Annotated in this window: 22 protein-coding genes and 3 tRNA genes; 2 read left to right on the top strand and 23 right to left on the bottom strand. The window is 49.6% G+C overall.

Annotated features, from left to right (window positions below):
* Window positions 1-115 precede the first annotated feature (115 nt).
* The gene (locus QMN23_RS10565; protein WP_281999275.1) at window positions 116-1,015 is read left to right on the top strand and encodes a glycyl-radical enzyme activating protein; all 900 of its coding nucleotides are present in this window, start codon (window positions 116-118) and stop codon (window positions 1,013-1,015) included.
* Window positions 1,012-3,375 (top strand): trans-4-hydroxy-L-proline dehydratase, encoded by a 2,364-nt coding sequence (gene hypD / locus QMN23_RS10560; protein WP_281999274.1) that lies wholly within the window; start codon window positions 1,012-1,014, stop codon window positions 3,373-3,375. Before QMN23_RS10565 ends, hypD begins: the two co-directional genes overlap by 4 nt.
* A gap of 123 nt (window positions 3,376-3,498) precedes the next feature.
* On the opposite strand, the gene QMN23_RS10555 is transcribed toward hypD, so the two are convergent.
* From QMN23_RS10555 to QMN23_RS10445, 23 genes are all read right to left on the bottom strand, one after another.
* A tRNA-Arg gene (locus tag QMN23_RS10555) sits at window positions 3,499-3,575 on the bottom strand.
* A gap of 51 nt (window positions 3,576-3,626) precedes the next feature.
* Complete coding sequence (locus tag QMN23_RS10550) at window positions 3,627-4,142, bottom strand: adenine phosphoribosyltransferase (RefSeq protein ID WP_281999273.1); 516 nt, start codon at window positions 4,140-4,142, stop codon at window positions 3,627-3,629.
* A 32-nt stretch (window positions 4,143-4,174) separates the two neighbouring features.
* Complete coding sequence (locus QMN23_RS10545; protein ID WP_281999272.1) at window positions 4,175-5,170, bottom strand: sigma-70 family RNA polymerase sigma factor; 996 nt, start codon at window positions 5,168-5,170, stop codon at window positions 4,175-4,177.
* 29 nt (window positions 5,171-5,199) lie between these two features.
* Window positions 5,200-5,850 (bottom strand): protein-L-isoaspartate(D-aspartate) O-methyltransferase, encoded by a 651-nt coding sequence (locus QMN23_RS10540; RefSeq protein WP_281999271.1) that lies wholly within the window; start codon window positions 5,848-5,850, stop codon window positions 5,200-5,202.
* Window positions 5,851-5,909: 59 nt separating this feature from the next.
* On the bottom strand, window positions 5,910-6,656 hold the full coding sequence (surE, locus tag QMN23_RS10535) for a 5'/3'-nucleotidase SurE (RefSeq protein ID WP_281999270.1): 747 nt from the start codon (window positions 6,654-6,656) through the stop codon (window positions 5,910-5,912).
* Between the two features lie 103 nt (window positions 6,657-6,759).
* Window positions 6,760-6,836: transfer RNA gene (locus QMN23_RS10530), tRNA-Pro, on the bottom strand.
* A 15-nt stretch (window positions 6,837-6,851) separates the two neighbouring features.
* Window positions 6,852-7,196 (bottom strand): MerR family transcriptional regulator, encoded by a 345-nt coding sequence (locus QMN23_RS10525; protein WP_281999269.1) that lies wholly within the window; start codon window positions 7,194-7,196, stop codon window positions 6,852-6,854.
* Between the two features lie 20 nt (window positions 7,197-7,216).
* Window positions 7,217-7,492 carry an integration host factor subunit alpha gene (locus tag QMN23_RS10520; protein WP_281999268.1) on the bottom strand — a complete coding sequence of 92 codons (276 nt, stop codon included), beginning with the start codon at window positions 7,490-7,492 and terminating at the stop codon, window positions 7,217-7,219.
* A 98-nt stretch (window positions 7,493-7,590) separates the two neighbouring features.
* Complete coding sequence (pheT, locus tag QMN23_RS10515; protein ID WP_281999267.1) at window positions 7,591-10,002, bottom strand: phenylalanine--tRNA ligase subunit beta; 2,412 nt, start codon at window positions 10,000-10,002, stop codon at window positions 7,591-7,593.
* Window positions 10,003-10,051: 49 nt separating this feature from the next.
* Window positions 10,052-11,068, bottom strand: coding sequence for a phenylalanine--tRNA ligase subunit alpha (pheS, locus tag QMN23_RS10510; protein ID WP_281999266.1), 1,017 nt, complete (start codon window positions 11,066-11,068; stop codon window positions 10,052-10,054).
* A gap of 72 nt (window positions 11,069-11,140) precedes the next feature.
* Complete coding sequence (rplT, locus tag QMN23_RS10505; protein WP_281999265.1) at window positions 11,141-11,494, bottom strand: 50S ribosomal protein L20; 354 nt, start codon at window positions 11,492-11,494, stop codon at window positions 11,141-11,143.
* Between the two features lie 80 nt (window positions 11,495-11,574).
* Window positions 11,575-11,772: a 50S ribosomal protein L35 gene (rpmI, locus tag QMN23_RS10500; RefSeq protein ID WP_281999264.1), complete on the bottom strand. Its 198-nt coding sequence runs from the start codon at window positions 11,770-11,772 to the stop codon at window positions 11,575-11,577.
* A gap of 38 nt (window positions 11,773-11,810) precedes the next feature.
* On the bottom strand, window positions 11,811-12,329 hold the full coding sequence (gene infC, locus QMN23_RS10495) for a translation initiation factor IF-3 (RefSeq protein WP_282003857.1): 519 nt from the start codon (window positions 12,327-12,329) through the stop codon (window positions 11,811-11,813).
* 11 nt (window positions 12,330-12,340) lie between these two features.
* Complete coding sequence (gene thrS, locus QMN23_RS10490) at window positions 12,341-14,251, bottom strand: threonine--tRNA ligase (RefSeq protein ID WP_281999263.1); 1,911 nt, start codon at window positions 14,249-14,251, stop codon at window positions 12,341-12,343.
* A 74-nt stretch (window positions 14,252-14,325) separates the two neighbouring features.
* A tRNA-Val gene (locus QMN23_RS10485) sits at window positions 14,326-14,400 on the bottom strand.
* Window positions 14,401-14,418: 18 nt separating this feature from the next.
* Window positions 14,419-15,561, bottom strand: a complete 1,143-nt coding sequence (locus QMN23_RS10480) for a glycosyltransferase family 9 protein (protein ID WP_281999262.1) — start codon at window positions 15,559-15,561, stop codon at window positions 14,419-14,421.
* Between the two features lie 30 nt (window positions 15,562-15,591).
* Entirely contained in the window at window positions 15,592-16,596 is a 1,005-nt protein-coding gene (locus QMN23_RS10475; RefSeq protein ID WP_281999261.1) for a hypothetical protein, read from the bottom strand.
* 55 nt (window positions 16,597-16,651) lie between these two features.
* Window positions 16,652-18,562 carry a glycosyltransferase family 9 protein gene (locus QMN23_RS10470; protein WP_281999260.1) on the bottom strand — a complete coding sequence of 637 codons (1,911 nt, stop codon included), beginning with the start codon at window positions 18,560-18,562 and terminating at the stop codon, window positions 16,652-16,654.
* Window positions 18,549-19,598, bottom strand: coding sequence for a glycosyltransferase family 9 protein (locus QMN23_RS10465; RefSeq protein ID WP_281999259.1), 1,050 nt, complete (start codon window positions 19,596-19,598; stop codon window positions 18,549-18,551). Before QMN23_RS10465 ends, QMN23_RS10470 begins: the two co-directional genes overlap by 14 nt.
* Window positions 19,595-20,299, bottom strand: coding sequence for an ABC transporter ATP-binding protein (locus tag QMN23_RS10460; protein ID WP_282003856.1), 705 nt, complete (start codon window positions 20,297-20,299; stop codon window positions 19,595-19,597). Before QMN23_RS10460 ends, QMN23_RS10465 begins: the two co-directional genes overlap by 4 nt.
* Complete coding sequence (locus QMN23_RS10455; protein WP_281999258.1) at window positions 20,289-21,062, bottom strand: ABC transporter permease; 774 nt, start codon at window positions 21,060-21,062, stop codon at window positions 20,289-20,291. The genes QMN23_RS10460 and QMN23_RS10455 overlap by 11 nt, the downstream gene beginning before the upstream one ends.
* Window positions 21,063-21,113: 51 nt before the next feature.
* Window positions 21,114-21,965: a decaprenyl-phosphate phosphoribosyltransferase gene (locus tag QMN23_RS10450; protein WP_281999257.1), complete on the bottom strand. Its 852-nt coding sequence runs from the start codon at window positions 21,963-21,965 to the stop codon at window positions 21,114-21,116.
* Complete coding sequence (locus QMN23_RS10445) at window positions 21,962-22,876, bottom strand: ABC transporter ATP-binding protein (protein WP_281999256.1); 915 nt, start codon at window positions 22,874-22,876, stop codon at window positions 21,962-21,964. The genes QMN23_RS10450 and QMN23_RS10445 overlap by 4 nt, the downstream gene beginning before the upstream one ends.
* Window positions 22,877-22,878 lie beyond the last annotated feature (2 nt).

The raw sequence follows: 22,878 nt of genomic DNA, 5'->3' as shown, positions 1-22,878 counted from the left end.
CCACGATGATTACGTCATGATGGTGCTCGCTCTTCCTTTGCACGTCAAATGGTGATTTTTTGCCGGAAATATTTTATAAAGGGAGGTAATCGCCGGTTGGCAATGCATTGCAACGATGGGAGATGATGTGACTTCGCAAGGGATGGTCTTCAACCTGCAACGCTATTCTCTGCATGACGGACCGGGCATCAGGACAACGGTCTTTCTGAAGGGGTGTCCGGCGCGCTGCTGGTGGTGCCACAACCCTGAAAGCCAGCTTCCGATGCCGGAAATCTCCTCTTTTCAGAAAGTTTGCCTCTCTTGTGGCGCTTGTTTCGATGCCTGCCCCGAACGGCTCGATACGGCTACCACTTGCACCCTCTGTGGTGCATGTACAGAAGCCTGCCCCACCGGAGCACGCCAGATCGTCGGCCGCGAGATGTCGGCTGACGAGGTGATGGCAAGCCTGTTGAAGGATCGTTTCTTTTATGAAGACTCCGGTGGGGGCGTTACGTTCTCTGGCGGGGAACCGCTTTGCCAGCCCGATTTTCTTAAGACCCTCCTTAGCCGCTGCAGAGACCATGAGATTCATACTGCCGTGGATACCGCCGGGCTGTGTCCTCCCGAGACGCTCGCTGAAATAGCGCCGCTTGTAGACCTTTTTCTCTTCGACCTGAAATGTGCTGAGGGGAAGCGACATCTTCAGGGAACCGGCATTGACAACGGCGGGATTGTGTCAAACCTGGCGCTGCTCTCTCGGTTGCATGCGAACATCTGGCTAAGAATTCCAGTCGTGCCGGGCTTTAATGCCAGTGAGGAGGAGATGTGCGCCCTCGCCAAGGTCTCCTCCGAAACCCCTGGGATACGCCACGTCTGGCTTCTCCCCTACCATGCAACCTGGACGGGGAAACAGGCCCGCTTTGGCACGATGGCAACGGGAGCGACGCAACCGGCTCCTCCGACCATGGAAGTTTTAGAAGTTTTCGCCAAGATATTCAGGGACATAGGAGTCCCGACATCGATAGGAGGACAATGATGACGGGAAGAACGAGACGTCTGCGGCAGGAGAGCCTTGCAGCCGAACCGGCAATTTCTGCCGAGCGTGCTCAACTGCTTACGGAATTTTACCGGGCAAACGAGGGGTGTTGGTCCATTCCGGTGATGCGCGCCAAGTCCTTCTATTATCTTTGCGAACAGAAGACCATCTATCTTGGTGATGGCGAGTTGATTGTCGGCGAGCGGGGACCGGCGCCGAAGCAGGTCCCGACCTATCCCGAACTTACCTGCCATTCCGTTGAGGATCTGCGTATTCTCAACTCACGCCAGAAAACCAGCTATCGCGTCGATGACAGCTGTTTGAAAGCATACGAGGAGACAATCATCCCGTATTGGGGAAACAGGGCGCTTCGGAACAAGATTTTCGAAGCGCTGCCGGCAGAGTGGCACCAAGCCTATAATAACGGAATGTTCACCGAGTTCATGGAGCAGCGTGCCCCGGGGCACACCGTGTTGGACGACAAGATTTATCACAGGGGACTGCTCGACTTCAAACAGGACATTGCCCAGGCCGTTGATGCTCTTGATTTTGCAACCGATCCCGCTGCCTTTAACAAGCGGGAAGAGTTGAAGGCGATGGATATTTCCTGCGATGCGGTAATCCTCTTTGCCGAGCGGCATGCGAAACTTGCTGAGAGCATGGCAGCAGCCACTGCCGATCCGGTCAGAAAACAGGAACTACTGAAAATCTCCGCCAACTGCCGTTGGGTGCCGGCACATGCCCCTACTGATTTCTGGGAAGCGTTACAGTCCTACTGGTTCTGCCACCTGGCCGTGATTACCGAATTGAACGGCTGGGATGCCTTCAGCCCTGGCCATCTTGATCAGCACCTCTGGCCCTTCTTCGAGCGAGGCCTTTCCCGCGGCACACTGACCAGAGATGGGGCGCGGGAGCTTCTGGAGTGTTTCTTCGTCAAGTTCAATAACCATCCCTCCCCGCCCAAAGTCGGGGTGACCGCCGCCGAGAGCGGCACCTATACCGACTTTGCCAATATCAATCTGGGCGGCTTGCTTCCAGATGGCTCCGACGGCTCCAACGAGGTCTCGCACCTGCTTTTGGATATTATCGACGAGATGCACCTGCTGCAGCCTTCCAGTAACATCCAACTCTCCAGAAAATCTCCGGACGCCTTCCTGAAACATACCCTGAGGGTGGTCAGAAATGGCTACGGCTTTCCCTCTATTTTCAATGCTGATAGCGTGGTGGAGGAGCAGCTTCGCCAGGGGAAAAGTCTCGTGGACGCGCGGGCCGGCGGATGCAGTGGCTGTGTGGAGGTTGGCGCTTTCGGCAAGGAGGCATACATTCTTACTGGTTATTTCAATTTGGTGAAAGTGCTGGAACTGGCTCTGCACAACGGTATTGATCCCATGAGTGGTGAAAGGCTCGGCCCGGAAACCGGCAATCCGGATAATTTTGCTTCCTTCGATGATCTTTTTAATGCGTTCAGAGTCCAGCTCTCCCACTTTATCGGCATAAAGATGCGTGGCAACCGGTTGATCGAGATGATCTATGCCGCCTTGATGCCGGCTCCGTTCCTTTCCGTCTTGACCGACGACTGCATTAGTCGCGGTATGGACTACAATGCCGGTGGTGCCAGGTACAACAATAGCTTCATTCAGGGAGTCGGCATCGGCAGTATTACCGATTCACTGGCGGCCTTAAGGGCGCTTGTGTACGATCAGCGAAGGCTTCCTCTCGCCGAGCTGGTTTCCAAGCTTGACGCCAATTTCGAGGATGACGAGCCGCTCCGGCAGCGCCTGCTCAACAAGACCCACAAATACGGTAATGACGACGATTACGCGGACGAACTGATGCGGCTGGTGTTCGAGGCATTCTTTCAGGAGGTGGACGGTAAGCCGAATACCAAGGGTGGCGTCTACCGCATTGAGATGCTCCCAACCACCTGCCATGTTTACTTTGGCACGGCGACAGGCGCCATGCCCGACGGCAGACGTCGTGGGGCGCCACTCTCTGAAGGAATTTCCCCGGTTCAGGGGGCCGACCGCAACGGACCGACGGCGGTGATCCGCTCTGCCGGCAAGATGGATCACATAAGGACTGGCGGGACGCTGCTGAACATGAAATTCACACCAACCCTGTTAAGTGGGGAGAATGGCATCGACGGGCTTGCCGCACTGGTCAGAAGCTACTTCAGGATGGACGGCCATCACGTCCAGTTCAACGTGGTGAATGCGGAGACTTTGCGAAGGGCGAAGGAAAATCCTCAGGAATACCGCGGCTTAATTGTCAGGGTGGCTGGGTATAGCGATTATTTCTGCGATCTCTCTGACGAGCTGCAGGATGAGATCATCGCGAGGACCGAGCATCGTTCGCTGTAATGTCCCCACTGTCCTGCTGAATACCGTGAGGTGGTGCGGAGCTGATACCCGACCTATCTGACCGAGCAACGGTGAGGATCAAAAGAGAAAGGCCACTTCGTGCTCAAGTGGCCTTTTGATATTTGGTGTCCCCGACACGATTCGAACGTGCGACCTGCGGATTAGGAATCCGACGCTCTATCCTACTGAGCTACGGGGACGATGGAACTTTTTTCTATAGCCCAAATGCCGGGGTATTGCAACTTCTTTCCTTAAAATTTCAAGAGCGAAAATACTTTGCCCTGCGGTAACTTGCTGCGCCCTTTAAGGAATTCCAGCTCTGCCATGAAGCAGCACTCGACGAGATCTCCTCCGAGAACGTTGACCATATCGACTACCGCCGACATCGTTCCCCCCGTTGCAAGTACGTCGTCGGCGAGAAGAATCTTCTCACCCTTTTTAATTGCGTCTTTATGGATTTCCAGGGTGTCCGAGCCATATTCGAGAGCGTAACTCTTGCTGAAGGTTTCGGAAGGCAGCTTGCCCGGTTTTCTGACGAGTACGACACCGGCCCCGAGCTTATATGCCAGGGCAGCACCGATAATAAACCCCCGCGCCTCAACGCCGACAACTTTGTCTATTTTCTGGCCGATATACCGGTGGGAGAGAAGATCGACCATCCGCTGGAATGACTTTGCATCGGCCAGCAAGGTAGTTATGTCTTTGAAGATGATTCCCTTTTTGGGGAAATCGGGAACATCGCGAATAATGCTCTTCAGGTCGTCCATACTGCTCTCCTTCTACTTGGTGAAAATTGTAATCACTCGACGCTAGCGCCATCGGTGTTTTCAATGAAGCGCCTTAACTTTTCAAGTGATTTCGCTTCAATCTGCCTGATCCGTTCACGCGTGACGCCAAAGCTCCGCCCTATGGTGTCGAGAGTCTGTGGTTCATTGTCATTCAATCCGAAACGGAGCGTCAAAATCTTCTGCTCGTTTTCCGAAAGAGAGGAAAACCATTTTGAGACGATCTCGTACTTGTTCAGGTCTTCAAGCAGTGTGGCAGGTGAAACGGTGGAGGTATCCTCGATGGTATCGATCAGAAAGTAGTCGCTGTTCTCGCCCATGGGCCGCTCGATGGAGTAGGTTTTTTTCAGCAACACCATGAGCCTGCGGATATAGGCGGGATTAACTCCCATGGCAGTGGCAACTTCCTTGACGCTTGGCTCGCGATTGAGTTTTTGTACCTGCTCCCGGGTAACCTTAAGCATCTTGTTGATGTCGTCGGAGACATGCACGGGCAAGCGGATGGTTCGCGATTGATTGACGAGTGCGCGCTCGATTGATTGACGAATCCACCACGTTGCGTAAGTTGAAAAGCGGCATTCCTTGGAAAGCTTGAACCGCTCCACGGCCTTGATGAGCCCCATGTTCCCCTCTTCAATAAGATCGAGGAACGGTAGACCGCGATTGATATAGCGCTTGGCAATTTTAACGACAAGACGGAGATTGGATTCAATCATCTTATCGCGTGCCGCCTTGTCCCCTTTGGCAATCCTGCTCGCCAGGGCTTTTTCCTCGTCGGCAGAAAGAAGTGTAGTCCTTTGGATTTCGCGGAGATAGAGTTTGATGGCATCATCAAAATGCTCCTCCTCAAGAGGCTTGGCTTCCTCCTCGCTCTCCTCTTGCTCTTCCTCTTCCTCCTGCTCTTCAAAATCGAAGGTGGTCGGCTCTGGTTCCGTCAACTCATCAGCGCGTTCTTCCAGCGGCTCTTCCGCTTCAACCAGCCCGTTTTCAGCAAAGCTATCGCTTGTCATAGAAAACCTCATTCATCGGAGTGATATTCCTATTCCTCTGAGGACCAGCCGAATTTCCCTACCAGCTTTACGAATCTGCAGCCGGTGATCTCCTCCCGACCGAAAGAACCGTCAGCATTTCTTGTTATTCTAACCAGAGTCTGTGCCGCCTGATTACCAAGAGGGATCACCAGCCTCCCCCCCGGCTTGAGCTGCTCGATCAAGTCATTGGGAACGTCGGGAGCACCGGCAGTAACCATGATGGCATCGAATGGGGCTTCTTCTTTCCAGCCAATGGTACCGTCCGCCATCCGGATATTGACGTTGAGCAGCCCGAGGCTATCGAGCGCCTTCCGGGCTCTGAGCGCCAGAGGGCGAATTCTTTCGACTGTATAGACGCGATCGGCCAGAACGGCCAAGATGGCTGCCTGATATCCCGAACCGGTTCCGATTTCGAGCACTTTCTCTGTTCCGGTCAGTACGAGCAGATCAGTCATTAAGGCGACCATATAAGGCTGGGAGATGGTCTGCTTTTCTCCGATCGGCAGTGATGTGTCGCCGTACGCCTGGGCCGCCATGGCTTCTTCGACAAAAATATGGCGCGGAATCTTGAGCATAGCCTCGATCAGGCGGGGGGAGGATATCCCGCGTGCCACGATCTGCGTTTCAATCATTCTTTTTCGGGCGATCTCAAAATTCATGCATATTCTCTGTCAAGCAGCGTGCTGACTATAACAGACCTCCTTGATCGTGTCCAGTTCTAGGAAAGCCGCCAATTCTTCAATACTTCGAGCGAAGCGTAATTGGTCAGATCAAGATGAAGGGGGGTAATGGAAATCTTGCCACGACTCACTGCAAAGTAATCTGTGCCGGCTTCGTCGCTAAAATCGGGGATACCGCTGCCAATCCAAAAATAGTGGCGCCCCCGTGGATCGGTCTTGGCAACGATTTGCCCTTCATAAACACGCTTTCCTTGAGTGGTTATTGCCACGCCCTGCACTTGGTCCTCGGGAAGATCCGGAACATTGACATTGAGGAAGGTGTCGGCCGGCAATCCATTGACAATGATAGTACGCGCCAATTGGGCGGCGAAGGCTGCGGCGGTATTATAATAGCCGTCATGGCCCGTGGTGGCGAGAGAGATAGCGAATGCCGGAAAACCCATCAGGTTAGCTTCCATAGCCGCTGACACCGTACCCGAATAGGTAATGTCATCTCCCAGGTTGCCACCCCTGTTGATGCCTGACACAACCAAATCGGGGCGGTTGGAAAGCAGGCGGTGAACCCCTAGGTTGACACAGTCCGTTGGCGTGCCTTCAACGGCAAAGACATCTGGAGCAAGTTCCGTGGCCCGCAGGGGATGATGAAGGGTCAGGGCATGGCCTACCGCACTCATCTCGCGATCCGGAGCGACGACGGTCACGTTCCCCAAGGGCCGCAATGCATCTGCGAGGGCAACAATCCCTGGGGCATGCACGCCGTCATCATTGGTCACAAGAATATGCATACGTCACCACCTGAAAGGAGTGAAGAGCTTGATGTGAGAAATTGTAGGAATATTTGGCAAAAAACAAGGGGGCAGCTTTTCAAGCTAACCCCCTGTTTTTTATTGGTCGGGGCGACTGGATTCGAACCAGCGACCACCAGACCCCCAGTCTGGTGCGCTACCAGGCTGCGCTACGCCCCGACAAAAACGCGCATGTTACAGCATATTCTTCAGTTTCAGTAAATCCGCTTTTATCTCTGCAATGAGCCGTTGCCGTTCCGGTCGGTCACCTGTCGGTTCCGGCACTATTAGCTTGCTTCGTTGCTGGAGCCGGTGCCGGGCCCCCTCAATAGTCAGCTTTTCACCATACAGCAGCTGCTTGATCGCCATGACCAGCTCAATATCGCTCTTCGTATAGAGGCGTTGGCCGGAACGACTCTTAACCGGAGACAAGCCGGCAAACTCGGTTTCCCAGAAACGCAGCACCGTAGGTCTCAGTGCCGTCAAGCGGGAAACCTCACCGATCTTGAAATAGAGCTTGTCCGGAAGCGTCGCTTCCACCTTCCCTCCAGGGAAGACCGCTACGAATTGATCGCCGACTTGAGGACTTGGCTTGGTTTAAATGTAAGAATCTTGCGAGCTGAAATGATAATTTCGTCGCCGGTCTGGGGGTTGCGTCCGCGACGATCAGCTTTTTCCTTAACCACAAAATTGCCGAATCCAGCAATTTTAATTTTCTCGCCTTGCTCCAAGGTTTCCTTGATCAAGCCGAAAACACGCTCGACGAGATCTGCAGACTCCTTTTTCGAGAACCCCACCTTTTCATAAATCTGCTCAACAATATCGGCCTTGGTCATACATATCCCTCAGTGTTTATTGCATTATTTTCAACTAAATTCGCTTACCTAAGGCGCTTGGTTTTATATCACAGCGAGTCGATATAATCAACCTGTTTTTACCTGATCGAGACATCCAGCTTCTTTTGCAGATTGCTTACAACCCGCTGATGCAGCGATGAAACTTCATCATCGTTGAGAGTCTTCTCCCGGGAACGATAACGCACTCTGACGGCGATACTCTTGTATCCGTCAGGAATATTTGGACCTTTGTACAGGTCAAAGATCATTGCCTGCTCTATTTCACCAATTTTTAGCCCGTAAATGCTATCAGTGATAGAATCTGCTGGCAGTTCTTCAGCCACCAGCATGGCAATATCGCGGTACGAATCAGGGAACCGCGAAGGAGGCACAATGGTCACTTTCTCATTATGCAAGGCAACTAATTTTTCGAAATTCAGCTCCAAATAGAAAACCGGTTGTGATATCGCGAAATTTTCTTGCACATCCGGATGGATTTCACCAAAAGAGCCGAGTAATTCGTTGCCGTGGAAAACGGAGCATGATTTGCCCGGGTGATAATAGTGTTGGATGACTTCTTGCCGGTAGGATATTCCCGAAAACCTAAATGACGCGAAGATATTCTCGATAACTCCTTTGACATCGTAAAAGTCAAGCGATTCATTGCTCTGGTTCCACCCGTCGGTGAATCGTTTTCCGGTCAACACCCCCCCCAGGTAAAGAGGCTCATGGGGGAGTTCAGCCCCTTCTACCGGTTGGTAAATCCTCCGAAGTTCGAACATCTTCAGGTCCAGTGAGCGATAATTCAGATTGCGGGCGGTAGTCTCCAGAAGACCAGGGAGAAGCGTGGTTCGCATAACCGACTGTTCTTCAACAAGCGGATTGCGGAGCTTCACGACTGTGCGCCGTTGATCTTCGCTATCGAGACGAATTTTGTCAAGATGGCCGGGAGCCATGAAGCTGAAGGTGATCACTTCATTAAAACCTTGACCGGTCATCAGCGACTTGAGTTGCCGTTCGAGACGTAAGTGGGAGGACGGACGGTCAGAGAGAACCCGGGCTTTAGGCATGGTTACCGGGATCTTGTCATATCCGTTCAGTCGGGCGATTTCCTCGATCAGGTCGATTTCGCGTTCCACATCGACGCGAAACGACGGGACGGTAACCAATAAAACACCATTGGCTTCTGAATCAGGCTTGACGACCATCTCAAGACTTTCCAAGAGTCGGGTCATTTCGGCGCTGCTCAGAGAAATGCCAAGCAACGAAGTGCAACGGTCAATGCGGAATGGGATCGTTCGTGGTGCGATCTGCTGCGGGTAGACATCGATAACCCCTGCCGCAACAGCCCCACCGGCAAGTTCGGCGATCAGTGCAGCTGCCCGGTCAAGCGCCCGTGGCAGGATGTTTATGTCGGCCCCACGCTCAAAACGGTGTGAGGATTCGGTGTGTATCCCGAGTCTGCGGGCGCTTTTGCGGATCGCGGAGGGAGAAAAATACGCACTCTCCAGCAGGATATTAACCGTGGTATCCTGAATTTCAGAATTTCTCCCCCCCATGATCCCGGCAAGCGCTACTGCCTTTTCGGCATCCCGAATGGTCAGATCGGCGGTAGTCAGGGGGCGTTCCTGGCCATCGAGAGTCAGAAAACACTCCCCCTCTCCGGCGCGCTGGACAATAATCGAACGATCGGCAAGAAAATCGGCGTCGAAGGCGTGGAGCGGGTGACCATACTCCATTTGTACGTAATTCGTCACATCAACAACGTTGTTGATGGAACGCAGTCCGACCGCTTCCAGTCGTTTGACAAGCCACGCGGGAGACGGACCGATCGTACAGCCGCCGATGTGCCGAGCCGTGTAGCGCGGGCACAGATCGGGATCCTTGATGATAACTTTTGCCAGTGACTGCACATCGGTCGCTGACTCGTTAATAGCGATCTCCGGATATTTAACAGACTTACCGAGTTTTGCGGCGATTTCGCGGGCAATCCCGATTACGCTGAGACAATCGGCTCGGTTCGGTGTCAAGCCAATCTCGAAAATGGTATCTTTGAGGCCAAGCGCATCAAAAACCGGCCCCCCAAGCGGGGTTGTTTCCGGTAAGATCATGATCCCGGCCGATTCGTTAGCAAGGCCAAGTTCCTTTTCGGAACAAAGCATCCCGCATGATTCTTCGCCCCTGATCTTTGATCGCTTGATTTTAAAATCGCCGGGAAGTACGGCGCCAATCCGGGCAAGGGCAACTTTGTCGCCAGTCTTGAAATTCTGTGCGCCACAAACAATCGTGAAGGTCGTAGTCCCGTCATTGACTTGACAAAGTGACAATTTGTCCGCATTGGGATGTTTGTTCTTTTCCTGGACTACCGCAACAACGACGTCATCAAGCCCGCTTCCTACGTGCTCTATTCCCTCAACTTCCAGACCGAGCATCGTCAAAAGATCGGCCAATTCGGCAGACGGCAGTTCGAAATCGACAAATTCTTTGAGCCAGTTATAGGTAACTATCATAATTTCACACTATCCACTTTGTAGTTGTGTTTCACTGAGAGATTTGCGGTTAGAATTGGCCCAGAAAACGTACATCGTTATCAAATAGCAGCCTCATGTCGCCAATCCCGTATTTCAGCATGGCGATACGCTCAATGCCCATGCCGAAGGCAAAACCCGAAACAGATTCCGGATCATAGCCCACATGTCGATATACTTCCGGATCAATCATGCCCGCTCCCAGAATTTCCAGCCATCCACTCTGCTTACAGACCCGGCATCCTTTGCCCTTGCACATGACACAGGCAATATCGACTTCGGCGCTCGGCTCGGTGAAAGGGAAAAAGCTCGGCCGCAAGCGAACACCAGTCCCTTTTCCGAAGAACTGATTGACAAAAATGGTCAGAATCCCCTTAAGATCACCAAACGTCACTCCTTTATCCACCATCAGCCCCTCAACCTGATGAAACATTGGCGAGTGAGTCGCGTCAGAATCGCAGCGGTAGACGGTGCCCGGTGAAATAATTCTGACCGGAGGTGCATGTTTCAACATCGTGCGAACCTGCACCGGTGAAGTATGAGTGCGCAACAGAATGTTATCGTCGACGAAGAAGGTGTCCTGCATGTCACGGGCGGGATGATCCTTGGGGAAATTGAGTGCTTCGAAATTATAGAAATCGAGTTCGATTTCCGGCCCTTCGGCCACCTGGAAACCAAGGCCTGCAAAAATCTCGGCAATTTCATCGGCAACGAGCGTGATCGGATGACGCGTGCCGAGATGTTGCCTACGGCCCGGCAGCGTAATATCGATTCGCTCTCTCTCCAATTTCTGCTGGCGCGTGGTCTCCCGCATCTGCAGCAGTGTGTCCGACAATTTTTCTTCGAGTTCTACTTTTACAGAATTGGCAAGTTGACCAATGACCGGACGCTCATCATTCGATAGCGCGCCAAGGCCCTTCATTACTGCGGTTAACGCACCCTTCTTGCCAAGATATTTAATTCGTATCTCTTGCAGGAGATCTTCACTGTCTGCTCGGGCAACTTCTTCCAATGCTGACGACAGCAAGCGTTCCAGCTGTTCTTTCATGGAGTTTATCCTTTATAAAAAAAGAAATGGAACGCCAGGCATTCCATTTCTTTTTCAACTGCATCCGTATGTTTAATTCTGTGCTTTTGCCAGAGTGGCGATTTCCGAGAATCCTTTCGGATCAGAAACCGCCAGATCTGCAAGAACTTTTCGGTCGATTTCGACATTCGCCTTTTTCAACCCGTAAATCAGCTTGCTATAGGACAGCCCGTTATCTCTCGATGCAGCGTTGATCCGGGTGATCCAGAGTGCCCGGAAATCGCGTTTTTTCACTTTCCGGTCGCGGAAAGCATAGTTCAATGCCCGGTCAACCGCTTCAGTCGCACTTCTGAAGAGTTTGCTCCGTGCACCACGGAATCCCTTCGCCAGTTTCAGTACCTTGTTTCTTCTCTGTCTCGCTTTAAAGCCTCTCTTTACGCGTGGCATCTACTACTCCTTTTTCATGGTATTTCGCCGGATCCGCAAGGGGAGACGTGTCCTCACGGTTCACGGACTTATGTCATCCGTTACATGTACGGAATGAGCTTGGCAATATTTTTCTGATCAACTGCGGCGACAACGGCGCCCGAACGCAGCTGGCGCTTTCGCTTCCTCGTCTTGGAGGTGAGGATGTGGCTCGTAAAGGCGTGGCTACGCTTAATCTTACCCGTACCGGTCTTTTTAAAACGCTTTGCAGCGCCCCTATTTGTCTTGATTTTCGGCATTGCTTCCTCCCTTGTGCTTTATGCAGATTATCGATCGATTATTTTTTGGCCTTGGGGGCAACAATCATGAACATATTGCGCCCTTCCATTTTAGGTTTGAATTCCACAACGGCAATATCTTCCAGATCAGTAGCAAAACGCTCCAGGGCCTTCATCCCGATGTCAACGTGGGTAATCTCACGGCCACGAAATACTAACGTGATTTTCGCCTTGTTCCCTTCCTCGAGGAACCGGCGAACATTTTTGATCTTGAAAAGGAGATCGTGTTCGTCGGTTTTTGGGCGAAGTTTCACTTCTTTCACTTGGACATGAGACTGCTTTTTCTTGGCCTCTTGCAGCTTTTTGCTCTGCTGATATTTGAACTTTCCGTAGTCCATGATCCGACACACGGGAGGAACTGCTGTAGGAGACACCTCAACCAGGTCAAGCTGTTGGCTTTCGGCAAGTGAAAGCGCTTCCTGGAGAGACAGGATTCCCAACTGCTCGCTGTTCGGGCCAATGACCCTGATTTCCCGTGCCCGAATGGCCTGGTTTATGTTTACTGTGGGCTTCGCTATGGCGCCACCTCCTATTTGAAGTGCTTCACTTCATTACTGACAAAAGTAATAAATTCTTCAGGAGTCATTGACTGGAGATTCGATCCGTCACGGAAACGGGGAGTTACCGTGCCAGTCTCGATTTCCTTGTCGCCAATAACCAGCATGTACGGGACTTTTTGTAGCTGGGCCTCGCGAATCTTGAAACCAAGCTTTTCGTTACGACAATCTTTTTGCACCCTGACGCCATTTGCTCTGAGCTGCTCAAAAACCTGGGTCGCATATGGTATCTGATTGTCAGTTACCGTAAGCACAATCGCCTGCACCGGCGAAAGCCACAGGGGGAAATTCCCGGCATAATGTTCGATGAGGACACCAATGAAACGTTCAATCGCTCCCAGAACAACGCGATGAACCATTACCGGGCGTTTCCGCTCACCGTCAGCAGCAACGTAAGAGAGGTCAAACCGTTCTGGCAGGGTAAAATCGCACTGGATTGTAGCACACTGCCATTTTCTGTCAAGGGCGTCACGCAGCTTGATGTCGATCTTCGGTCCGTAGAAGGCACCATCCCCCTCATTGATCTCAAAGGGGCGGCCGGAGTCTTTCAGGGCTGCAAGCAGTGCACCTGTCGCCCGCTCCCAATCCTCGTCGGCGCCGATCGATTTCTCCGGCCGGGTTGACAGTTCCATCTCATAGTCAAAGCCGAAAATGCCCATTACATCATTAACGAAAGAGATAACGCCCTTGATCTCGGCATCGAGCTGCTCGGGGGTGCAGAGAATGTGGGCATCGTCCTGGGTAAAGCCGCGGACACGCAACAAGCCGTGAAGAACCCCTGCCCGCTCATGGCGGTGCACCGTTCCAAGCTCAAAAAAACGCAACGGCAAATCGCGGTAGCTGCGCAGTTGCGATTTGTAAATCATCATGTGGGCAAGACAGTTCATCGGCTTGATGCCGTACCCCTGCCCTTCCACCTCAGTGAAGTACATGTTTTCCCGGTAGTTATCGTAGTGTCCGGACCGCTGCCAGAGTTCAGTCTTGAGAATCTGCGGTCCCACAACAATGTCGTAGCCACGCTTGAGGTGTTCTCTACGTTCAAAGTCTTCCAGGACAGTCCGCAGCATGGCCCCCTTGGGATGCCAGATCACCAGGCCGGCGCCGACTTCATCGGAAAAGGAGAACAGATCAAGCTCACGGCCAAGCTTGCGATGGTCACGCCGTTTTGCTTCCTCAAGTCGCTCAAGATAAGCGTCGAGCTCCTTCTTGTCGGCAAAGGCAGTCCCATAGACGCGCTGCAGCATTTTATTGTTTTCATCGCCGCGCCAGTAGGCCCCAGCAAGCGACGTTAACTTGAACGCTTTACAGTATGCGGTGGAAGGAAGATGGGGGCCGCGACAAAGATCAACGAAACTGCCTTGGCGGTAGAGCGACACCGTATCGGCATCTATCGATTCTATAAGCTCAACCTTGTACTTCTCTCCCATTGACTTGAACAATTTAACAGCGTCATCTTTGGTCAGCACCTGGCGGACAATCTGTTGATCCGCCTTGGCCAACTCCTTCATCTTCGCCTCGATCTTCTCCAGATCATCAGGGCTGAAAGCCGCTTCGACATCAAAATCGTAATAAAAGCCGGTTTCGATAGCCGGACCGATGGTGACCTTGACGTCGGGATACAGCTCTTTTACGGCCTGAGCCATCAAATGGGAAGTCGAATGGCGTATTATCTCCAGGGCCTCGGGTGATTTATCGGTAATAATCTCAACGGCTGCGTTGTCCACCAGCGGCTCCGCCAAATCAACCAGCGTGCCGTTGATTTTTCCCGCGATGGCTGCCTTGGCCAGCCCCGTACCGATGGACGCAGCGAGATCCTTAATGGTCGAACCCTCAGCAAGCGCCCTTTCCGAACCGTCTGGCAACGAAACCTTGATATTACTCATCACTGGGGCCCCTTAACAGAAAGAGGCATCGAACTTCGATGCCCCTTACACAGCTGAAGCTGCGAGTTGTTTGATGGTAGGCACGGGCGGTCTCGAACCGCCGACCTCTACCGTGTCAAGGTAGCGCTCTCCCCCTGAGCTACGTGCCTGCATGCAAAACGGAGTATCTAAATACCAGCTGGCTGCACCGAAGTCAAGGTTTTTGTAGCTGCCGCCGATTTTTTTCTGGACAGCAATTCCAAAACGGCACATTCCACCTCATCGACGGTAATTTCTGCCATGCAACGGGCGTTAATCGGGCATCTGGGGGTGCAGCCGAAGGTTGTACACGGTGAGCAGGAAAGGCTTTTGTTGATGACAAGATGATTCTCCCCCCGGGGAGCCCACTTATTCACCCTTCCCGGGCCGAAAAGTGAAACGGTTGGAACATTGAGCCCCATAGCGACATGAAGTATGCCAGAATCACCACTGATCAGTAAGTCTGAGCGATTGATGATTGCTGCGCTTCCGACAAGTGAGGTTCGACCGGCTAGATTGAGCCCGATACCCCCGGTACAGATGCGGTCACCGTAACTATAATCTTCTTTTCCCCCAATAACCACGACATGTGCTCCCCTGGAGTGCAACCGTTGAGCAAGGTTCTGAAAACGTTCAGCCCCCCAACGCCGCTCGGGGATACTTGCGCCAGGGAAAAGAGTAATAAGCAGATTTTTGTCATTTTTGGCGAGTAGAGTGCCGGCATAGCGGTCGGTATCTTCTGGAATAAACAGAAATGGTGTTTCATACCCAACCAAAGGCATTTTTATTAGCGGCTTCAATAGGTGAAAAAAGCTCTCCACCTCATAAGTGTCATGTGAATATGCAATTCGATGCGTAAAGAGCTGTTGACGTTTGTTCGTGGCATAGCCAATGGAAATTGGTGCCCGTGTTATCCGTGCTATTACCGCAGACAATCGGTGCCACTGCTCCGTATCAATGACGATGTCATAATGCCCTCTAACGGTCGCCAGCAGTTCATTCAGACGATCATAATAGAACAACTGGTCCACATCCGGGCAGAGAGAAAAAATTAACCCGTTGCGCCGTTCAGCAAGAACTGTTATGGAAATATCGGGGTTGTACTGTTTAAGGCTATTGATTGCTGGCACTAACAGTGCCGCATCGCCAATGCCGCCAGGGCGAATGAGAAGGATCGAGGAAACTCTGCTCCCCTGTATTTTCTTTTGTGGCAATCGATTGATAAACGCCACTACAGATGGGCCGAGAAGGCTGTCAAGTTTTTTAACAAGTGCTATTATCTGAGCGTTCAAAAAGCGCCTCCAAGACTAATAGGCCGTGGTTTATGCTGTTTCCAGACGGACAATTTCGACCAGCTCTTGCCACCGCCGCTCCCAAGTATAGTCCTGATGACGCCATTCGCCTGCTTTTGGACTGTTGCACAGGCCTTGAACACAATTATTCCACTCCTGAGGATTGTTCAGTAGATGAAGATAGCGAGAGAGGCGTAGTGCCTGTGGGAAACCTGGAGCCACTACTTCAAGCCCGCAATTCAGAAAGTGATAGAGTTTGTCTGGATTGACATAATGAGTGAGTGGGCTGTTGACAGCATATGGAATAATTCCGACGGTATATTGCGACAGGATTTCTGGTAAGTCATTATTGTCATACCTTCCGTAAAATTTCACTTGAGGATTATTGTGCAGCAATGATGCTAGATTAGCCTCTATATGCGCTTTAGCCAAATGTACCTGACCATAGATATCAAGATGGATGCCGTTGGCAACAACCCCTTTAAGCCATTCCCAATCGACACGTTCGTCAATAGAACCGAGATAGACTATCCTTTCCGGGTCGATTGGCGCCTTTTGGATAGGTGGTGTCAGATGGGATGCATTGTTCAGGTGATAGGCCCCGGGATACAGTTGCATTAAATCTGCGCTCAGCACAATTGATGAATCTACGTGATACCGCCATCGCAAGTCATTCCAGCGCCAACGCCAATAGTCAACACCATGGGCTCCGTACTGGAAATGATCGTAAATGTCATAGATGAAGTGGCAATTGGATAGATATCGTTTTGCGGAAATGGCCAACTTCGATAGCCGGCCTCCGAGGCCAGTCAGAACAATGCTCGGTCCATTTGAAAGCTTACGGACCATTTCATAGACCACTTTCTCGTTGCCTGCACCCGGCAGGCGGCAAATCTCGTGCCCTTGAAAAGTTACAACAAATTCCTCCCAAGCATAAATGTGGATAGCCACAGCAGACTGTAACTCTGCAGCAGCCATAAGATATTTGCGAAAATCAGTAGGATATTTTTTATTAGAAATGACAATAAGATTCATGGAAATGGCGCCATCTCGGAACATATTGTTGCCCTGCTCCGATCGTCGATGAAAGCTACATTTTTCGTAGAACAAAGCCTCCCACAGACTTGCTCGTCACGCAGTCTACAGTGTTACCAAAACTCGGTTCGCCAGCACAAAAGAGTGGCTTGCCTGCAGAGTGAATTCCCATTTGAGACAAAAGCGATTCAATCTTTGCGCAAGCTAAAACTTCCATATCAGTAGATTGAGTGGATGCTTGCATCCCAAAAGTAGCAATAACTATCCCCCCATGCTGCAACACGCGAAGCGCTTCATAGAGTACAAATTCGCAATGTGGTTCACTATCAAACGATAAAATAATGACTATATCTACTGACTCGTCGTTACTAACATTATTATAAGTTGAACCATATCTGATATCGTATTTAGATTGATAAGCTTTTAATGATTTATCACTACATTTATCATCAGGCATTACAAGACTAACCAAGTGTAATGATGCTGAAAAGTTTTTACATATAAATGACATAAGATGGTACAGATATGAATCCACTTCTGATTTAACAACTAATATTTGTGCAAAAGCTATAGTTGTTGTTAAACTATTAAGCCGATCAATAACATATAATAATTCTTTTGAATTGATAGCATTATCATGTCCAAAAATTTCAGTATCAATATGTTGTGACTGCGTATTCTGACAATTAACGATCGCAGTCTTATCAAAACAGGAAAGGTCAACCAATTCCGCCTGTGGAAGTTTGCGCCTAGCGTTCTCCAACAAACGGTGGGCAGCATCAGTTACGTTTTGGACCGTCACCATTTCCATACAAGCTGCAGGATTCGTTCCCTTTGGACAACGTTGGAACCACCGAACATCGCTCCAGAAACAGTTATGACATGTTCCCGCTGTCAGATTGGCATTTTCAGAGTACCCGAAAAGGCTAACCGGTGTCGGACCAAAAACAACAATGGATCTCGTTTTCACCGCTTTTGCCAGATGTACAAGTCCTCCTTCGGTGTCGAGATGTAACTGTGAATACTTAAGCACCGCAGCTGTTTCTCTGATTGACAACTTTCCCAGCAGGCTGAGCGCACCGGGGATCATTTCTTCTGTGCTGAGCCCAAGCTGGACAACAACAAATCCCTCTTCCTGTAATTGAGCCACAACTTTTTCCCATCGGGCAAGTGGCCAGTTTTTAGTTTGGTACTTGCTACCACTGCCGTCAGGAAGAACCATTCTGCGGTCACAGCCATGGTGAATTGTTATGTACCGGTAAGGAGATAGGCCATGCAACTCTCTTCCCAAACACTCAAAATCTCCGGAGTGGAGAGGAATAAAAAGGTTGTCGTTACTTATCTCCAGACCTGAAGTGGCTGATGCCAGTTCAAAAATTGTCTTGCCAAGGGTGCCATAACGGAAGTTCTCCAGGGGAAAGAGTTCCCAGTTCTGATTCAATTCAGCAAACTTTCTTTTCAACTTGACAGATTCATTGCGAGAGACAAGCTTCCCTTTGGTGGCCACGACATAACGGTTTTCAAAGGATAGATCGACTTCATTAGCTAAGATTCTGCGCAGAAAATCAAGGCGTCTATCCCTGACCCCATAGAATGCAGTAAAGAGCCCACAACCCAAAAAAATATCAGCTTGGGATAAATCTCTGACAAAGGCGAAAAGTCTGGCGTCAGGGTACTTTTCGCGGATTCCAACAGCCATAGCAGAAAGAAAAAGACTGTCCCCTATCCCGCCGATCAGGATGATGGCAATACGCGTCCCCTCCCTATCATCAAAAAGCTTTGATATATCATCGGGAATGGCATTGACGCAGTATCCGAATATCCATTTCCTCAAAATTATAGAGTGGGACGCAAGGATGACGAATCCCTCAACAGCATAGCCCGCCAGTCTATGGAAGATTTGCTTTGCCGTCAGTCTGAATCCGAAATCCTTGTAGTAGCGGTATGCAGCGTCAAGAACCTTCACAGCTGCCACCCTCGTTCAATAGTTCATCAATAGCTGAAATCACAGTACTGGTTGGTATTCTCGAAACCATCGGCATTCCGGGGTCAGTCTTTGATTCGTCAGAGGGGGGATAAATCGCAATCGGATCGCGAACTTCACGGAACAATTCGTTCTTTGGTGTCCATAAGTCTAGATGGGGACCCGATAGTACGACCGTTTTTACCTGTAGAGCATAGGATGCATGAATAGTTGAAGTGTTAAGCGATATGAGGAGCGACAGTTCGCTAACTGTTTCCACTAGTTCTTTAACGCTGCCGGAAGGACGAAATATGATTTTATTGTCTCCGAACTCGCGCCGGAGCTTCTCTCTGAAGACTGGGAACTGTGAGTCCCGTCCGAAGAGAACCGGGCGATACCTGTGTTCAAGAAGGTATGCCACCACTTCCAGCCACTTATCGTATGACCATGTCAGGCGATCGTTATTGCGTCGTGTCCATGGGTGGATTCCAACAAAGGAAGAGTTAATCTGGAGAGGTGCGCATTTAGTTGCAATTGGCAGTTTAAGGCGTGGATTGGGATGGGGCGGCTTCCTGAAGATAGTAGCGAGCTGGTTAAGATGCAAATCAAGGATGTAGTCACCTTTTGGAGGGGTGATAATGTCCGCATTGATGAGATTGAAATCGACAATGAAGTCAAGTGCTTTAATTCGCTTGATTAAGGAATAAAAGAGATACCCTTGGAGTGAGCCCGGAGCCATTTGGAACCCGAAAACCTTGGCGCCAGAATTTCGAGCCATTCTGAGCAGGTGGATGAAGGAGAATAACTCCAGAGGGTGGTAAAGGTCAAAGAAAAGTGTTCCTGCATCACAGGTAGGCCAGAGCTTCACATGGGGATTGCCACGATGAATGACGACACAAGTTGCTCCAGGAACTATTTCCCGAGCTTTACGCGTCAGGTCACCGACTACGAAATAATCTCCAAGCCCTGCGGTCATTGTGTATACTAGCAAATATGGCGATGATTGCCAATTAAACGTACGTTGCGATTTCTCATTCATTGCATGATCCCATGAGTAATGCTGAGTATTCTATCGCAATAACGCTGCATATCTTCTTTGTCATGACTCACAATTAACACTATTTTGTCACTTACCATAATATCTGAAATTTTATGTCTACATTTCTCTTTAAACTCTTCATCTCCAACTGCCAGTACTTCGTCAAAAAGAAAAATGTCAGCTGCACTATGTACAGCAATAGAAAAAGCAAGTCGTAAGTACATACCAGAAGAATATTTTTTTACTGGCACATTAATAAAATCGTTGAGCCCAGAAAAATCTATAATCTCGTCTACCTTACTCCGCAGCTCCCTGATAGAAACACCAAGTATTGTTCCGTTCATATAAATATTTTCGATACCAGTAAGATCGAGATGCATACCGGCGCCGAGTTCAATAAGCGGAGCAACCCTGCCACGAACATCAATAATTCCCCTGGTAGGGTATGTAACATTGGAGATGAGCTTTAAAATAGTACTTTTACCTGAACCGTTTGGGCCATAAAGACCGATGCACTCGCCCTGCTTTATGTCAAAATTTATCCCTTGAAGTGCCCAGAATTCCCCCTCATCCAAATCCTCGCGACTTTTTCTGCCGGTAAAAAGAGAGACTAACTCTTCTCGGAGCGAATTATTCAACACTTGTTGCCGCGAATATTTCTTCCAAACATTTCTAAATGAGATAATAGGTTCAGATAACATCGGCAAAGGCCCGCTCTATCCTTATGAAAACCTTGTAAATAATTATGTAGAGAAGAATGATGCCAAGCGCTTCCGCACCGATTTGCCAAATAATAATTCCTCGCCCTTCAATGGTGACACGGCGCATATTTTCAACGATGAATGTAAGAGGATTGAAAAACAAAAGAATCTTCCAGCGATTATCAACTGAATCAATTGAATAGATGACTGGCGTTGCAAAAAATAAAAATTGAATTATGAAATTAGTTGCCAATTTAACATCGCGATAATACACATTCAGAGCAGAAAGTAAAAGAGATACAGATGTAGTATATATTATTAACAGTAAAATCAGCGGTAGCAACCAGATAAAGTTCCATGTAATTGGCACACTATAAAAGAACAATAGAATAAAATAGACGAAAAGACCTATAAGATAATCAATAAAATTTATAGCAACGCCTGACAATGGGATGATCTCGCGAGGAAAATAAATTTTAGTCACTAAGTTGAAGTTATGAGAGAGGCAGGTTACCGAAAAATTAGTAGCTCCGGAGAAAAATGTCCAAGGGAGAACACCAGCGAAATAGAAAAGTGTATAGGGATAATTCTTTTGGGTCATGTGGAGGACTACGCCAAAGATGAAACTGAAGAGGAGCATGAGACTCAAAGGCTGCAAAATGGCCCACAGAATCCCGATAACGGTCTGCTTGTAACGAATCAGAAACTCCCGCCAGATAAATACGAGCAGCAAGTCCTTATAGCGATAAAGACGTTGAATCATTCATATACCTTCGCGTATTCCTACTCACGTTAAATATCCAGGTAGCAGATCTTAGGCAAAATAGAGTCGCCACCCTACAATCAGAGCCCATGCAAGGCTAACCAAGAGCAGTGGCAAATCCTTCAATAATGATTCGGTTGGATCACCGTTTAGTCCTGACTTGACCCGCATAATATATCGTAAGAGACCAAAACAGCAGAGGGGGACGGTCAAGAATAATTGGCTACGTGAGATGGTATATATGCTGTATGTAACGAGTACTGATCCCCCAGTCAAATTCATAGCTCCTTCCAGAAATCCGTCAGGATAGCTCTGGAGGCTCTTTCTATGCAGGTCCGCTGCTGTACCCAGGCTCCGTTTCTCGGTTAATCGCTTGCCAATGCTGAGAAAAAGCGCCAAAAGAAATACCGTGATAAAAAGCCATGCAGAGATTGTAATTGCAAAAGCTTCGCCACCGGCCTCTAGCCGGAGCAAAAAACACGTAGCTATGCAGAAGATATCTATCAGGGCGATATTTTTCAGTTTTAAGGTATAAATGCAGGAAATAAGAAGATAAAGGCCCAAGCAGAGTACAAACCACCCTGAGCTGGAAAAAACGGCAATCCACAAGCTAACAAAAAAAAGGCAAAAGGCCCAAATAGCCGCTGTCTTGAGCGTGACCTCCCCTGATGGGATTGGCCGATGCTGCTTGACCGGGTGGTTGCGATCATGTTCACAGTCGATGATGTCATTGAAAATATATGTTGCACTCGACCCCATACAGAAGGCAAAGAATGGCAATATGCCATGGATTGCTAGCCCTGGCTCAGTAATTGCCCCCGAAAGGAAAGGAGGAAAATAGAGCATCAGATTCTTTAGCCACTGATGTGGCCGAAGAAGCCGTACAAGAGAAGGTACATTCATGTGCTCTGCTTATTCTTGCCAACTAGTGCGAGGAAGAAATCCTCAAGGTGCTGCCTGCAAGGTTCTACCAAAACTACGTCTTCACCCGATGATTTAAGCCGATTAAGAAAATCAGTCAATTCCTCCTTGGAGACAATATGATCAGTAAAAACGCCAGTCTCGGAGCGATGAGATCGGACTTGGTAGCCAGTAATCCCTTCATTTACAATTTGCTCAACCTTTGCAACGCATTGAAGTTCACCGTGCAGGATTATCCCGACTCGATCACAAATTTTTTCTACATCATCAATAATATGTGTGCTGAAAAAAACCGTTTTGCCTCGACGTTTGAGATCGCAAATAATATCTTTGACCAAGGACCTCCCGAGGGGATCGAGCCCACTCATCGGTTCGTCAAGAATATAGACCTCGGGGTCGTGAACGAGCACTTGTGCTAATCCGACGCGCTGCACCATACCTTTACTATAGCTACGCATCGGGCGCTTTCGGGCATCCCAAAGCCCCAGCAATTTGAGCACTTCCTCACATTTTGGAGTCAATTGTTCCTTCGTCATGTTAAACGACGACCCTACAAAAGTGATATATTCTTCAGCCGAAAGATAATCATAAAAAGCCGGGTTTTCGGGTAAATAGCCAAGATTGCGCCGTGAGGCAATTTGGGGGACGATGTTACCCATTATTGAAGCATGACCTTTTGTGGGCTCCAAAAGGCCTACAAGGCACTTGATAGTAGTACTTTTACCTGCCCCGTTAGGCCCCAAAAAACCAAAAACTTCACCACAAGTGACAGAAAGAGATATATCTTTCAGCGCTTCGATTCGAACTCTTTTCTTGCCAATATAGGTTTTAGTCAGATGTTCTATAACAATAGCCGATTTTTCGGAACGCTCACAAGCAGTGAGGGTTGTCATAA

The organism is Geotalea uraniireducens, assembly GCF_027943965.1.
Classification (GTDB): domain Bacteria; phylum Desulfobacterota; class Desulfuromonadia; order Geobacterales; family Geobacteraceae; genus Geobacter; species Geobacter uraniireducens.
This window is presented reverse-complemented; position numbering and strand designations above follow the sequence as displayed.

Bases quoted from the DNA above. Each gene is read 5' to 3' on its own strand.
- thrS (WP_281999263.1), bottom strand. From the start codon at position 14,251: ATGAGTAATATCAAGGTTTCGTTGCCAGACGGTTCGGAAAGGGCGCTT.
- QMN23_RS10550 (WP_281999273.1), bottom strand. From the start codon at position 4,142: ATGGACGACCTGAAGAGCATTATTCGCGATGTTCCCGATTTCCCCAAA.
- QMN23_RS10455 (WP_281999258.1), bottom strand. From the start codon at position 21,062: ATGATTCAACGTCTTTATCGCTATAAGGACTTGCTGCTCGTATTTATC.
- QMN23_RS10460 (WP_282003856.1), bottom strand. From the start codon at position 20,299: ATGTTATCTGAACCTATTATCTCATTTAGAAATGTTTGGAAGAAATAT.
- pheS (WP_281999266.1), bottom strand. From the start codon at position 11,068: ATGAAAGAACAGCTGGAACGCTTGCTGTCGTCAGCATTGGAAGAAGTT.
- surE (WP_281999270.1), bottom strand. From the start codon at position 6,656: ATGCATATTCTTGTGACCAATGATGACGGCGTGCATGCCCCAGGGATT.
- QMN23_RS10450 (WP_281999257.1), bottom strand. From the start codon at position 21,965: ATGAATGTACCTTCTCTTGTACGGCTTCTTCGGCCACATCAGTGGCTA.
- QMN23_RS10445 (WP_281999256.1), bottom strand. From the start codon at position 22,876: ATGACAACCCTCACTGCTTGTGAGCGTTCCGAAAAATCGGCTATTGTT.
- QMN23_RS10540 (WP_281999271.1), bottom strand. From the start codon at position 5,850: ATGAATTTTGAGATCGCCCGAAAAAGAATGATTGAAACGCAGATCGTG.
- rplT (WP_281999265.1), bottom strand. From the start codon at position 11,494: ATGCCACGCGTAAAGAGAGGCTTTAAAGCGAGACAGAGAAGAAACAAG.
- pheT (WP_281999267.1), bottom strand. From the start codon at position 10,002: ATGATAGTTACCTATAACTGGCTCAAAGAATTTGTCGATTTCGAACTG.
- QMN23_RS10465 (WP_281999259.1), bottom strand. From the start codon at position 19,598: ATGAATGAGAAATCGCAACGTACGTTTAATTGGCAATCATCGCCATAT.
- QMN23_RS10545 (WP_281999272.1), bottom strand. From the start codon at position 5,170: ATGACAAGCGATAGCTTTGCTGAAAACGGGCTGGTTGAAGCGGAAGAG.
- hypD (WP_281999274.1), top strand. From the start codon at position 1,012: ATGATGACGGGAAGAACGAGACGTCTGCGGCAGGAGAGCCTTGCAGCC.
- rpmI (WP_281999264.1), bottom strand. From the start codon at position 11,772: ATGCCGAAAATCAAGACAAATAGGGGCGCTGCAAAGCGTTTTAAAAAG.
- QMN23_RS10520 (WP_281999268.1), bottom strand. From the start codon at position 7,492: ATGACCAAGGCCGATATTGTTGAGCAGATTTATGAAAAGGTGGGGTTC.
- QMN23_RS10475 (WP_281999261.1), bottom strand. From the start codon at position 16,596: ATGAATCTTATTGTCATTTCTAATAAAAAATATCCTACTGATTTTCGC.
- QMN23_RS10565 (WP_281999275.1), top strand. From the start codon at position 116: ATGGGAGATGATGTGACTTCGCAAGGGATGGTCTTCAACCTGCAACGC.